This is a genomic window from Chryseobacterium sp. 14P4.3.2 (assembly GCF_057799275.1).
This window is the reverse complement of record NZ_JBYOKO010000001.1, coordinates 268977-283801: the sequence shown is the minus strand read 5'-3', so window position 1 is coordinate 283801 and position 14825 is coordinate 268977. Positions and strand designations below refer to the sequence as shown.

The window sequence follows — 14825 nt, the reverse complement described above, 5'->3', positions numbered from 1 at the left end:
TAACATGAAGAAACACTATATATGGTTACCTCTAATGGCGAGCCTGAATGCCTACGGACAAACGGAAGAAAGCCTGAAAGATTCTTTGCAGACAGAAAAAACTTCAGAAATTAGTGGCATTGTTATAAAAGGCAGCAAAGCAATTTTTCAGCAAAAGGCTGATAAAATGATTTTTAATGTTGAAAACAGTGTATTGTCTGATGGTACAACTGTCCTGGAATTACTGGGTAAAACACCCGGTGTGGTGGTTTCGCAGGAGGGCGAGCTGTCCTTACGTGGTAAGAAAGGGGTAAGTGTAATGATTAATGGTAAGCTGAGCTCCCTATCAACTAAGGAATTGGCCAACTTATTACGCTCTACCAATTCTACACTGGTAAAGAATATTGAAATTATCGCAAATCCATCCTCCAAATACGATGCTGCGGGAAATGCAGGTATCATTAATATTATTCTTAAAAAGAGTTCACTGGAAGGCTTTAGCGGCAACTATTACCTGAATGGCGGAAGAGGCCGTAAAAATAGAATTAATACCGGACTGAGCCTGAGCTATACTCATAAGAAGCTTTCTCTGAATGGAGATTATAGTTATACTTTCCGTGGTGAGGAGGAACGACGGGTCTTTAGCCAGGTTTTCTTTGATGAAAAACAACCTCAGCAAATCACAAGGAAAACAGATCAAAATTCAATAACCAGCGAGCCTTTAACCTCCAATAATTTTAAATTTGGTGCAGATTATGCTTTCAGTGATAAAACGACTATTGGTGCTTTATTTGATGCTAAAATAGGAAGATATGAAGATTTTTCGGGGGGTGAAAACAGAATATTTCAGCCTGCAGATAATCTTTTTGCTCATGTACTTTCGGATAACAAAAGCAAAGAAAACTGGTACGACTATACGTATAATCTAAAGGGTACGCACATCTTCAATGATAAGGACTATAAGGTAGATGTAGATCTGGAATACGAAACTTCACGTTTCAATTCCCGCCAGAATCAGCTTTCTGATGCATTGGTGAATCAGGGAACAGAGAAGTTTAACAATAGAAGAGGCAGCATTGCTTCCCGCTTAAAGGTCTTCAATGCCAAGGTCGATTTTACACTCCCTTTTAGCGATAGACATAATCTGGAAGCAGGTCTGAAGTCTACTGTAAAGTCTAACAACAATCCTTCAGAGTATTTTATACAACAGGGTGAAGACTGGATAAATGACGATAAAGCAAGTAATGAATATGTCTATAAAGAGCAAATTCATGCATTATACGCCAATTACAAATTAAATCTGGCGAAATGGAACTTCCAGCTGGGATTGAGAACGGAAATGACCCATACAGACATCAACCAGAAAACATCCCGGGAGCAAAGAAAAAGGAATTATACCAATCTTTTCCCAAGCGCATCCATCAAATACCAGATGAATGATCAGCATGGATTTTATGCTTCATACAGTAAAAGGATCAACAGGCCGAGTCATTTCGACCTGAACCCGTTTCGTTTTTATGATGATCCATTCAACTATTGGCAAGGAAATCCAAATCTGAATCCGGAGTTTACCTATGCAACAGAATTGGGGTATACCTGGGGAAAATATATCATAGCATCAGCTTACTTTAGTGTAACAAATGATGTAATGACAGAAGTCTACAACTACCAGCCGGACACAGGAATCCTGGTAAAGACTCAGGACAACCTGAACAGGTCTTATGTATATGGTGCCAACATCACAGCAACAACAAAGCTTTTCAAGTTCTGGTCGCTTACCTCCATGCTTAATGTATTCAACAATGAGTATAAAGGTGATTACCAGAATTATTCAGTAAACAGCTCACAACTGGCATTTACATTAAATGCACAAAACAGCTTCAGCATTGCAAAAGGTGTAAAAGCAGAGGTTAACGCACAGTATTTCTCGAAATCAAATATTGGCTTGTTTATCCGCGATGCTTATTTTGATCTGACACTGGGGATTTCGAAAACATTATTGAAGGATAAAGCAACTTTAAAACTTGCAGTGACAGATTTGTTAAAAACAAATAATTACCGTGTAACCGGAAATAACTTCAGTTCTACAATCCGACAAAAATACAATCTGGACAGCCGGGTGGTAACGCTCTCGTTTAATTACAAACTTTAAACATTAAATCATTTATATAAAAGCTATCGAAAAGCTTAGAATGGCCGGATATTTTCCCGGTCATTTTTTTGTTAAACCTGGGAACCGCCTCAGAGTTATTAAGCGGAAACAAAAAACTGTTCTCAATAATTTTGAGAACAGTTTTTTTTACCAATTAAATATTCAATATTTTCTACCAAATTGATAGCCTGTGATTAGTCATATAATTTATCGAAGCGGGCAAAGCCAGAAATACCATCCGGAAGCTTCATGCCCTTAGTTACTTTGTCAGTTTGTACATCATAGATCCATACATAATTGCCTCCTTTATTTGTGTTTACCGCGATGTATAACTTTTTATCCTGAAAAAACATCCCTTGTTCATAGGGTTCATCTCCCGGCAGTTCATCCAGTATCCGAATCAATTGTTTGGTTTCGATATCTATGATGGCATACCGACCATTATAGGTACTCCCTAATGCAGGATCGCGGTACAGAACCACCATCTTATTGTTGCCAATATAATCTATCACTGTTTCCAGAGATTTACCTCCTACCAGATCGGTAAGATTTATCTGATACCCTGCATCGGGTGAAGTAGCACCTTTAAGCGCCCTGAAAAGATAAATATTACTTGATCCTGCTCCTGCACGTGGAAAACAAGTGTAGTAAAAAGCTTCTTTATCCTTCGTAAAAGTCGTTTTGAAATAGGGGGAACCATTAGCAACCCCAGGGCTCCGGCTATCAGTTATTGAATTTTTCACTTTGAAAGTGGTATAATCTATTACAGCAAAGTTATAATATTCCGGCGTAAGCCATTTACCATCGCGGAAGTTGTACTGCAAATAGATCTGTCCATCCATATAACTCATAGCACCCAGTGCGTAGAAATTATAAGCATTCGGGAAAGGCTGAAATCCTTCAATCTCGCCCTGACGGATAATACTAAGATCAGCAACATTGAAAATGGTATAGCGTATGTGCTGGCCATCTCCTGTTTCTCCCACAACTACCAAAGTGTTATCATTTACCCATACATAGCTGGAAATATCAGTAATATAGGTATAAGGAACTTCTTTTATGGTGGTGAGCCTATCCTGTGTGTATTTAAACTTTTTGAGCACCCCCTGATCGGTTTTGTAATTATAAATAAAACCGTTTTTTACAATATAGGAATAGGTTCCTTTAGAGTTTATCTCGTCTCCTTCTTTGGTAATATCCATTTCACCTTTTGTAAGGTCATTGGTAGCCGTCATATAATGTACAGTGTTGGGCCAGCTTCCTAAAGCGGAAAGCAGAAAGTATTTATAGTCTTTTTCGCCGCTATTGGAACTGTCGGAGCCTGGTTCACGTTCACAGCCAATTACGGATAAACATATTAGTATTAAAAATATACTATTTCTTAAATATTGTGTCATGATTTTTTACTTAAGGAGATATCTGAATTTTACATAAAAAGCGCGTCCCTGCTTCTGAAGTTTAAAGTTGTCATATGCCAGTGCATCACTAAGGTTGGTTACATCGAACGCCAAATTATACCTTCCGTTCTTCATGGAATAACTTATACCTATGTTGTGCAGAGTTTGTCTTGGAACAATCGGAATATTTCTAGGATTTCCGTAGGATTTCCAGTTTTTGTAGAACCACTCTGTCATCTGTAGTCCGTAGTAAAGCTCTACCCTGCTTTCTTTCTGAAACCAGTCATCTTTTCCGATGCTTACATTCACATTCCCAAATAACCATGGTTGGTTTGGAACATCTTTTTTGTAAGTTGCTGAAACTACATCCTCGCTGTTGTTGGCAAATTTTGTATTGTCATAAGCTTTGTTATAGCTTACATTCGCTAACACGTTCAGGAGTCTTTTGTATTGATAGCTCAGCTCTCCTTCCAGTCCGCGGGTAAGGATATTGGACAGGTTTTCATATTTGAAGGTGCTGTTGTACAGATTAGGAACCGTATAGATAAAATCCTTTGTGTCACGTATATACCCTGAACCTTCTATCCGGAAAGCATGTGATCCCCACTGGTGATTATAGTATAGGCCCACGTTTACATTATTACTGGTTTCAGGCTTCAGATCCATATTACTCGTTACAGCAACACCATCTCCAAATATTTCCTGTGGCTCTATCAAACGATAGGCATGTTCAAATGATCCTTTTATCCCCATTCCTCTCGTAATCTTTACAGTTGTAGCAAATCCGTAACCCCAGTTACTAAAATTATCTTTTGCAGGATAATCAGTTCTGGTCACCGGATCGAAAACCGTTTTCTGAAGTCCTACGCGATAATATTTACTAAAGAAAATATTAGTCCAGTGCTTATTGAAAAAGTCCTGCTGATAAGCCATAGACAAGATCTGCTTGGTCATCTTCGCAGGAAACACATTTTCTTTCTGCTCTTCAAGTTTATTGAATGTGGTATTTTTAATATAATCGAGTACATAATTAAAAATAAGCTTATGATGTTCAGCTATTCTGTAAGTAGCCCCAGCTTGTGAATAAAAGCGGTCTTCGTACTGCATTATGATACTACTGCCTCCTTTTTCACTTGAAGCAGCAGGCTCGAAAGTACCATCCCAGCTATATTTACGCATAAGGGTATCGGTTGCTTTCTGAGTACTTTTAGAAAAACCTGCATAAACATTCACATCCAGACGGTCATTGAAGAGATTAGTCTTTTTATACTTCATAAAGTAATTATAAGCTTCTCCGTTTTGCTTTACTCCACCATAAACTACTTCCTGGTTGGATCCTGTCTGTATCTGTTTGTCGAAAAGTGACTGTGACATTCCTACAAAGAAAGAATCCGCCCAGCTTTTATTTTCAAATCCAACTTCAGCCATACCAAAAACAGATTGATATCTGTCGTTAAAGCGTTTTACATTTCTTAGCTCATATTCGTTTTTAGCTGCATTCCAGATTTTCATATCCTTCATCAGGTAGTTGTTATCAGAATGGTTATAAAAACTGTTGATGCGAAGGATTATTCCCGTTTTATCATCTTTAACCTCTCCATTCAGATTGATCCGTTGTGTATTAAAAGATCCTACACTTATCCCGGCATCCAGGTAGTTCTTGCTGCTCCCGGGAGTAATAATATTTACAGCACCTCCCATAGCATCAGTACTTAAATGAATAGGAACAACACCTTTATAAATCTCCACACGCTCAGCCATATTTACAGGTAATGTACTCAGGTCTACCCCTTTCCCAAGCATTTCCAAAGGAACGCCGTCTATAAAGAATTTCACAGCTTTTCCGGACATTCCGTTGATAGAGAAGTTATAATCTGAACCCACACCACCCTGCTGGCGAACTTTGATCCCTGTAGTTCTGTTCAGAACCTGATTAAGATCCGCCGTGGTATTGGCCAATTTGGCAACATCTATAGCATTAACGGTAAAAGCACCGTCTTGCAGTGCTTTCACTTTACCTTTTCCGTGTACTATAATTTCTTCTACAACTGCCTTATCCTCGTATAGCTGAATACCTACCGAAGATACTTCGCTGCCGAAGTTCATTTTCTTTCTGAGCTTTTTATAGCCATCCAGACTGAAAACCAATGTGGCCTCTCCCTTCTTGTAATGAATACTGAAATTTCCATTTTGATCGGTTTGTGTTTTGATTTTTGCATTTTCAATAAAAATGGACACTCCACTTAATCCCTTTTTTGTATGGTCCTGCACCACTCCTTGAATGGTAAAACCAGCATCTTGTGCATTGATGAGGGAAATTGAAAGGGTAAAAATGAGAAAGATAAAAATACGCTGATACAATTTCATTATTTATAATTATTATAAATAGCAAAATTAAAGGATACCTATGAATCTCCAAAGGAAAAAGTCTTTTTATTTTTATTTATTCTAATTATAATTAATGAATAATATTAGATACATAGTGTAATTAGCTTATAATCATGAATAAGCATTAACAACATCGAATTGAAATTTGAGAGCTCCTCTTGTACGTGAGGCTAGCTATTTTTAACAAAAAATCGGCACAAAATCAATTTGTACCGATCCCAACCATTATTAAAACTAACAAATAGATTATCAGTAAAGAAGTCAGATGCCGAAAAGAAGAATTTCCATTGGATTTAATTATGATCATTATTTAACAAGGATTAATAAAACACTCTTCATCTGCCGCACTTAAAGTATTAAAAAAAAGTGCTTTGCTCTTCTTCTATTGAACAAGGAACGTTCTTCTTCCGGCACCCGTACTTCCTACCACAATCAAACTTTAAACTTTTCTGAGTTCTGATCTTAATCTTATTTCTTTACAAATCTGTTTTTATATTCAATTCCCTTAGTACTTTTGGAAAGAACAATATAATTTCCCGGTACCAGGTGGCTTACATCAATTGCCTGCTTATACTGATGATCATTTTTTGTCAGAATCAGCTTTCCGGACATATCCATGATCTTAATTTGTTTATATTCTTCATTTTCTTTACCAATGTACAGGAACTGTGCTGTAGGATTTGGATATATTCTCAGTTGATTATCTTTAGCCTTTACTTCTCCTGTTGCCAGATTGCTGCAAAATTCCCAATTTCCGAAGTTGAGTTCTAAAAATGCAAATGGGTCTAACATCTGGCATTGATCCTGACAGTATTCTGTGCAGGCATAAAATCCATATTTTCCAGAAGCTACAGCATTATAGGTGGAGCCTACTACGCCAGGGATTATACAAGGATCATTTCCGGCCGGAGGATTGGCTCCCGGAACACACTTGAACCAAATGTGCTTGCCATATACTGCAGGAAAAATATTTTCAAGTTTTACGGTAGCTCCGTTACATACATTCACCGCTCCCGTGTCTGTCTGTTCATAGGTTCCCGGTGTGAAAGTAGACATCATAGCAGGGAGACCATAGACAAATCCGTCTGCAAAAACGGCAGAACTTTCTGCTGTACAGTCACCTTCTTTAACTATGACTTTAAAATAATTCAGCTGTTCACTGCCATTGACAGTCAGTTGCTGTGATGTGGCTCCCGGAATGGCTACCCAAGGATTGGTATTGGGGGTCTGCCAGGTCCATTCCTGCTTATACCATTGATAGCTTCCATAGCTCTGCGTCGTAGAAAGTATCTCATCTTCCGTATCACAGAACAGGATGGTGGCAGGATATTTCAAACCTAGCCTCGGACTGCTTATTGTCGGGTTACACTGCGCCTTTATATTCAGAAAGCTGAATAATACAAACGCTAAAAGAATTAGTTTTGTTTTCATATATAGATATTTAAGTTGATTTTTATTTAAACATCCTCTACATTCAATCCAGCAGCAATCTGACTCCGAATTTTATATTAAAATGGAGTGGTTTTTCTTTATAAATAGTATTGGGAGCATTGTCTCCTTTGAAGTGATATCCTATTCCCGGCTCTGCATAAATTCCAAATTTATCAATGACTTTCAGCTGAAATCCAATAGCTGTATTCACAGAAAACTGCAGTGGCTTATGCTCCAGTCTTTCCTTGGAAGTTTCTTTTATTTCATCATTAACGATATAATTTGTTGTAATGCTTCCTGACACGGGCTTCTCCAGAAGGGCTCCTCCTGTTACATATCCTGTAAATTGACCCTTTTGCACCACATTATAATTGACCTGAACCGGAATTCCGATATAATGAACAATCTGATCGCCTTTGATATAATTAGCCTCGGTCCCTGAATGGAGTTCGGAAGCAAGCTTTGTATAATTCAGTCCCGTTCCTATCCCCCAATTTTTTCCTAAGTTATAATAAAGGGATAACCCAAAAGTGACCGGTATTTTATGCCTGATCCGTGCTTCTACCGGCTGACTCTGATTGGCAAGAAATATTGCAGTAAGAGGATCATCTGTATATTCAGAGGCGCTCCAAACCTGTTCTGTATTCATTGGTTTACCATCCATAGAGGCATACCCCGGAAACTGCTGTACCGCAGAATTGGAAGAAACATTTCCTGTAAGCATACTCAGCATCCATGATTTTTTCTCCTGAGACTTTTCCGCCTTATTTTTCGAATTTTCAGCATATACTTCTTTTGGCAACTCTTTAAAAAGAACCTCATCTTTTGTCTTTTCTTTGAGGGAGTCACTTATATTTTCATTGGCTGAAGCTGTTTTCCGAGACTCCGGATATTCATAGGATAACATCGCTATTGTCTCCGGGCTTTTTTCTAATTTTCTTAAGAGTTCATTATTATTAATCTTGTCCTGTCCTTGTTTTTTAAAATTAGGAGCCTTCAAACTGTTTTCCCGGCCCTCTATATTAAAACTGTTTTGCACTAAAGGAAAATCTGAGCTTAAAGGAATAGCTTCCTCTCTATTTGAGTTATTTTGATTTTCTGATTTTCCAGGGGCTGCAATCTTTTCTTCTTCTTTTCTACTATTGGCAGACTTTTGAGAAAGAGTTTTCTGGCTGCTATTGACAGGCAGCATTTTTATAACCCAAAAAAGCAATGCTACTGCTGCTGCAATTCCTCCAACACGATAAAGCCAAGGTTTTTTTCTGCTTTCTATGTTTGCCAACTTTGATTCCACTTCAGTATCATGTTGATTTTCAGAAAATAAACCTACAACTATTGCATTCTTATCTTCTTCGGAAAATAATTCATCTCGGATGTCATCCCACAAACCATCAGGAATATCTTCTTCATGGTCTTCCATTCTGCTTCGCAGGCTATTTAACCATTCATTATTCATATTGTGCTTTTTTTGACATTTTAAACTCTTTTATTTTCAGAACAAGCAATCCTTTTGCCCTGTGAAATTGGGAAGCGGAAGAGTTTTCTGCAATACCAAGGATTCCGGCAATTTCTTTATGGCTCTTTTTCTCAAATACATACAGATTAAAAACAGTTCTATACCCATCCGGCAGTAACCTGATCATTTTCATAATTTCATCCTTTGGAATCTCTTCAAAATCCGGCTCTTCTTCATTGGGGATATCAGGAATATCTTCTACTTCAACTGCTGATTTAAAGTCACCTTTCTGCTGGATATGTTTCAAAGCTTCATTTACAACAATACGGGTGATCCAGGCCTTTAATGAACCATTCCCCCTGTACTCAAAAGACTCTATAGAGCGGAACATCTTGATAAAGCTGTTTTGAAGTACATCATGAACATCCTCTCTTTCAGTGACGTAACGGGAACAGACATAAGTCAGATTTCCGGAATAAGCTCCAAAAAGCTCTTTCCAGGCAGCCTCTTCCTTGTTCAGAAGGTGCTTTACCAAAATCTGTTCTTTAGTTTCTTCCATATACTGCTCCCGTGGCTTTTTGAATACTGATTAAAATTTTCAGGCAAAAATAGATTGCATCTTATAAAGTGCAATCCATTTAGAACCAGATCTATTAATTAATTTTTTATGCAGAATGGAAAATTATAATTAATAATTTCATAAGGTGCTAGTAACGTTCCATCTACCGTTATTTTCTGTGCCGTAAAAGCAAACCTCAGCGAACGGTCCATTCCTACATAAAATCCTTTCTCCTTAGCTTCCAATGTGACCACCGTTTTTTTATTCACTCCGTCCACAGGAATCTGAAACTCGAGTGTTTTAGGGGAAAAAACCAATTCTACAGCATTATTGCCTTTGTTTACTGAAGCGGTGTAGGTAAGGTTATATTTCACTTTTCCTATTGCTTTTATAGCAGCTTCTGTTTTTACCGGATCTTTCACTACCGTTTTTACAATTTCATTGATTGGAAATTCTGCAAAACTTATGGTATCTTTTTTTACTTTAAAATCTTTAATACTCTCTGTTTTGGTGGTTCCCTGTACGATAATAAGCTTTCCTTTGTAATTGCCAGGCATCTCTTCCAGCCTTACCGGCGGAATATCTGGTCCGTCATCATTGCAAGAGTATAAAGTGAATCCTGTAAATATCAGTAGTACGGCTATAAAAAATTGGGGTACTGTAAAGTTTTTCATTGCATTATTTTTTTCGTTAAACATTATTTATTTTAGAGTACTCATCTATATAAATCTCATTTTCCGGAAATCTTGCATGTTTATTAAATAAAAATTCTCATTTTTCCGTAAATAACTGATTTACTGAATGTATTTTTTCATCATTCTTCTGTTACCATTTTCTTAAATCCAAAAAAGGAAGCTACAATCGTAACTTCCTTTGTGCATTTATTTATTATTTATATTTATTCAACTCCACCGCCAAGCGCGCGATAGAGGTCAACCTCAGCATTCAATCTTTCAAGTGTAACATTTACTGCTTCCAGATCATTCTGAAGCTTATTGTTTTGGGCTGTTATCACTTCCAGATAGGTTGCCATACCGCTCTTATAAAGCTTAAGAGCATCATTGATTCCTTTATCTAAAATGGCTGTTCTCTGTTCCAAAAGCTGTAGTCTTTCGATAGAACCTTTAGATTTTGCCATTGCATCGGATACTTCTCCTACAGCTGTCATCACTGATTGCTTAAAGTTGACAGCCGCTTTTTCCTGCTCAATCAATGCTGTTTCATAAGCTGTCTTCAACTGCTTTTTCTGAAAAATAGGAGCAGCCAGATTGGCGGCAACTGCTTTGGTAATGGATCCCGGAATGTCAAACCATGAGCTGAATTTATTAGAGTTTACTCCAATCTGCGGGCTCAGGCTAATACTTGGATACATCGCCGCTTTTGCCAATCCTGTTTTTGAATTAAGGCTGATGACATTGAATTCTGCAACTTTCAAATCAGGTCTGCGGCTCAGCAGCTGCGCAGGAAGTCCTTCAGAAAGTTTGTTTTCAGGAATCATCATTTTCAGGCTTCCTTCTCTTTTTACTTTATCTGGATATTCCCCACAAAGAATACTCAATGCGTTCTCCTGAATGGAAATATTCTGTTTTGCCAATGGGATCAGCAATTCGGCAGTTTTCTTCTGTGCCTCGGATTGCTGCACTGCCAATGAGTTGATCTGCCCTGCTTTAAACTGAAGATTCATCATCTTAAGGGTATTATCACTCAGATCAATATTTTGCTCAGCTATTTTTAACTGTTCATCCAGACTTATTAAATTATAGTACGCCTGAGCTACCTGAACAATGATTCTGCTTTTTATAGCATTTAAGTTTTCTTTTTGAGCAAAATATTCCGCTGCCGCAGATTCTTTCTGCATTTTAGCTTTCCCCCAGATGTCTACCTCCCAGGAAAGTCTTAGGGCTCCGCTAAAATCATCAATATATTTAGTGCCTACAAACTGCTCATTAAGAGAACCGTTCAGCGTATTGGTAGAAGCCCAGCTTCTGGTCGCACCGGCACTGAAATCCAGAGTGGGCATTAGGGAAAGCTTAGCTTGTCTGTAGGCCAGATCCAGCTGTTCTATATTTTTCAGGGCAACATTCATTTCACTATTTCTGGCAAGTGCTTTATCTATTAATCCTATCAATTTAGGATCTTTAAAAAAGGTCTTCCATGGAAGTACTACAGTGTCTCCTGTAACCTGCATCGGTTCTCTATAGGTTTCGGGAACCTGAAGCTCGGTTCTCGTATAAGGTTTCCCCACGGTGCAAGACACCAGAACTGATGCCATTGCGCCTGAAATAAGGAAATTTTTTATATTAAATATTCTCATTGGTCAATTGATTTTGTATGACAGGATACTTCTTTTTGGATGAAAATTTCTCATCCAGATACTGGAAGAACATATACAGCACAGGGATTACAAATACTCCTAAAACAACTCCGCTCAACATTCCTATGGCAGCACTTACACTGATCGATTTGTTCCCTGAGGCCATTCCCCCTGTAGAAATCATCAGCGGAATCATTCCTACAATGAAGGCAAGAGAGGTCATGATAATGGGACGTAATCTTGCTTTGGCCCCCTCCAGCGCTGAATCCAGAATAGAAAGTCCTGATTTTCTACGTTGTACGGCAAACTCCACAATAAGAATTGCATTTTTGGCCAATAGACCAATAAGCATGATCAATCCTACCTGTACATAGATGTTATTATCTAGTCCAATCGCTTTAATTCCTAAAAATGCTCCTACTATTCCTGTCGGAATGGACAGCATCACCGCCAAAGGAAGGATATAGCTTTCATACTGTGCGGCAAGAAGCAGATAAACAAAAAGCAGACATAATCCAAGGATCACAATGGTCTGGCTTCCTGCTGATTTTTCCTCTAAGCTTAATCCTGTCCATTCATAGCTGTAATCAGAAGGAAGTTTATTGAAGACAGGCTCAATTTTATCCATTAAGGCTCCGTTACTTATTCCCGGTTTAGGTACCACATTGATGTTTAATGAATTATAAAGATTATATCGTTGTACAGATTCTGGTCCGTATACTTTTTTCAATGTAATCAGCGTACTGGCAGGAACCATTTCTCCTTTATCATTCTTCACAAAAATATCGTTGAATGCCTGTTCATCCATTCTGAAAACACCGTCGGCTTTTATATTGACTCTATAGAATTTTCCAAATCTTGAGAAATTCTGAGACTGATCACCGGAAAAATAAGTCTGTATAGATCCCAAAAGACTGGCAATGCTAACTCCTAACTGCTTTGCTTTATCTTCATTCACTTCCAGCTCCAACTGAGGATAATCTGCTCTAAACATGGTATAAGCATAGGCCACTTCCGGAACTTTCATCAGTTGACCGATTACATCATCCGCCTTGGCTTTAAGAACCTGAGGATCTCTACCCATACGGTCCTGAAGCACTATTTCTGCATCATTGGTCACTCCATATCCTTCTACCGGAGGCATTCTGAAGCTCATTACACTTCCTTCTTTGATCACGGAGAGTTTTCCATTCACAATCTCCATGATTTCATCAATATTCTGAACGGCTCCTCTTTCTTTTTTAGGTTTCAATTTTACAAACCCCATCGCATATGCAGGCCCTGCACTATTACTCAACAGGTTGAATCCTGTAATGGATGTATTTTCCTGAACAGCGTCTACAGTTTTTAAAATCTCATTGATCTTGTTAGACACCTCAGTTGTTTTTGTTAATCCTGTTCCAGGTGGCATACTTAATGAGTAGATGAAGAATCCATCATCTTCCATAGGAACAAAACTTTTGGTGGTGCTTGACATTAACCATGCTGAAAGCCCTATAATTCCTACGACCAACCCTCCGGCGATCCATTTTCGTCCAATTAAAAATCTTACTCCTTTCGCATAACGCTCAGTTATATTATTGAAACCTGCATTGAAAGCAACAGAGAATCGTTTTCCGAATCCTTTAGGTTTTCCTCCTTCTTCTGCATGGTGATTTTTCAAAAATACAGCACACAAAGCTGGTGTTAAAGTAAGAGCGTTCACCGCAGAAATAATAATTGCAATAGCCAATGTATAGGCAAACTGCTTGTAGAAAAGGCCTGCGGAACCTGACATAAATCCGATAGGAATAAATACGGCAGACATTACCAGAGTAATGGATATAACGGCTCCTGTGATTTCGCTCATCGCTTTATGGGTAGCCTCTCTTCCGGAAAGATCTGTCCCTTCCATGTTGCTATGCACAGCCTCTACAACCACAATGGCATCATCGACAACAATACCGATTGCCAATACCAGGGCAAAAAGGGTTAGTACATTAATGGTAAATCCAAGCACCAGCAGGAAGAAGAAGGTTCCAATAATCGCTACCGGAACTGCAATTGCCGGAATGATAGTAGACCTGAAATCCTGCAAAAAGATAAATACTACAATAAATACAAGGATAAAGGCTTCTATCAGGGTAGATTTCACCTGTCCTGTAGCTTCATCCAGTCTTTCTTTGGTACTCATCACTTTGGTATATTTAATACCGGGAGGGAAGGATTTCGACAACTGATCAATGGCTTTATTGACTCCTATTTCAATTTCGTTGGCATTGGAGCCTGTAGTCTGCATAATGGCCACCGTAACCGCATTCTTACCATTGGAAAGGTTATCTCCACTGTTATTGATGGATCCGAATTCTACACGGGCCACATCTTTAAGTCTTATCACATTGGTTCCGTCATTTTTAACAACTATATTTTCATATTGTTCCGGTTTATTCTTTTTTCCTTTATATCTTATTACATACTCCAGCGCTGCATTAGATTCCTCTCCTAATTTTCCTGGTGCGGATTCTAAACTGTGGTCTGCAATGGCATTGGAAACATCTGATGGCTCAAGTCCATAGGAAGACATCTTCTGCGGATTCAGCCAGATTCTCATTGAGTAATCTTTCACCCCGAAAATCTGTGCCTGCCCTACTCCTTTTACCCTTTTGATTTGCGGAATAAGGTTGATGTTGGCATAGTTCTGCAGAAAGGTTTCATCATACTGTTTATTATCTTCGGTATAAATATTGAAAATCAGCACCATACTGTTCTGCTGCTTGGAGGTTGTGAGCCCCATCCTTACCACTTCCTGAGGAAGAATAGGAGTAGCCTGCTGTACACGGTTTTGTACGTTTACTGCAGCCTGGTCAGCATTCACTCCCTGTTTGAATATCACAGAGATAGTAAATGTCCCATCATTACTCGCTGTGGATTTCATATAGCTCATGTCTTCCACCCCATTGATCTGCTCTTCTAAGGGCGTTACTACAGAACGGATCACTGTCTCACTGTTTCCTCCCGGATAAGACCCTGAAACGGTTATCGTAGGTGGAGAAATGTCGGGAAATCTTGTTACCGCCAGCTGGTTTAATCCTATAATTCCCAAAATGACAATTATAAGGGATATTACCGTTGCCAGTACCGGGCGGTCTATTATCTTTTTTAACATTTTT

General features: G+C 38.5%; 9 protein-coding genes. 1 reads left to right on the top strand and 8 read right to left on the bottom strand.

All coding sequences use genetic code 11. From position 1 onward, the window contains the following. The first annotated feature begins 4 nt into the window (after positions 1-4). Positions 5-2131 carry a TonB-dependent receptor domain-containing protein gene (locus tag AC27VX_RS01330; protein WP_488693480.1) on the top strand — a complete coding sequence of 709 codons (2127 nt, stop codon included), beginning with the start codon at positions 5-7 and terminating at the stop codon, positions 2129-2131. A 194-nt stretch (positions 2132-2325) separates the two neighbouring features. On the opposite strand, the gene AC27VX_RS01325 is transcribed toward AC27VX_RS01330, so the two are convergent. From AC27VX_RS01325 to AC27VX_RS01290, 8 genes are all read right to left on the bottom strand, one after another. Beyond that, positions 2326-3528 carry a DUF4374 domain-containing protein gene (locus AC27VX_RS01325; RefSeq protein ID WP_236856806.1) on the bottom strand — a complete coding sequence of 401 codons (1203 nt, stop codon included), beginning with the start codon at positions 3526-3528 and terminating at the stop codon, positions 2326-2328. Between the two features lie 6 nt (positions 3529-3534). Continuing rightward, positions 3535-5895, bottom strand: a complete 2361-nt coding sequence (locus tag AC27VX_RS01320; protein ID WP_488693478.1) for a TonB-dependent receptor — start codon at positions 5893-5895, stop codon at positions 3535-3537. A gap of 489 nt (positions 5896-6384) precedes the next feature. Beyond that, on the bottom strand, positions 6385-7347 hold the full coding sequence (locus AC27VX_RS01315) for a T9SS type A sorting domain-containing protein (protein ID WP_488693476.1): 963 nt from the start codon (positions 7345-7347) through the stop codon (positions 6385-6387). Between the two features lie 43 nt (positions 7348-7390). Then, the gene (locus tag AC27VX_RS01310) at positions 7391-8803 is read right to left on the bottom strand and encodes an outer membrane beta-barrel protein (RefSeq protein ID WP_488693474.1); all 1413 of its coding nucleotides are present in this window, start codon (positions 8801-8803) and stop codon (positions 7391-7393) included. After that, positions 8796-9362 (bottom strand): RNA polymerase sigma factor, encoded by a 567-nt coding sequence (locus tag AC27VX_RS01305; protein WP_236856802.1) that lies wholly within the window; start codon positions 9360-9362, stop codon positions 8796-8798. Before AC27VX_RS01305 ends, AC27VX_RS01310 begins: the two co-directional genes overlap by 8 nt. Before the next feature lie 98 nt (positions 9363-9460). Beyond that, entirely contained in the window at positions 9461-10036 is a 576-nt protein-coding gene (locus AC27VX_RS01300; protein WP_488693472.1) for a DUF4840 domain-containing protein, read from the bottom strand. A gap of 224 nt (positions 10037-10260) precedes the next feature. Further along, positions 10261-11676 (bottom strand): efflux transporter outer membrane subunit, encoded by a 1416-nt coding sequence (locus AC27VX_RS01295; RefSeq protein ID WP_488693470.1) that lies wholly within the window; start codon positions 11674-11676, stop codon positions 10261-10263. Then, on the bottom strand, positions 11663-14821 hold the full coding sequence (locus AC27VX_RS01290; protein ID WP_488693468.1) for an efflux RND transporter permease subunit: 3159 nt from the start codon (positions 14819-14821) through the stop codon (positions 11663-11665). Before AC27VX_RS01290 ends, AC27VX_RS01295 begins: the two co-directional genes overlap by 14 nt. Positions 14822-14825 lie beyond the last annotated feature (4 nt).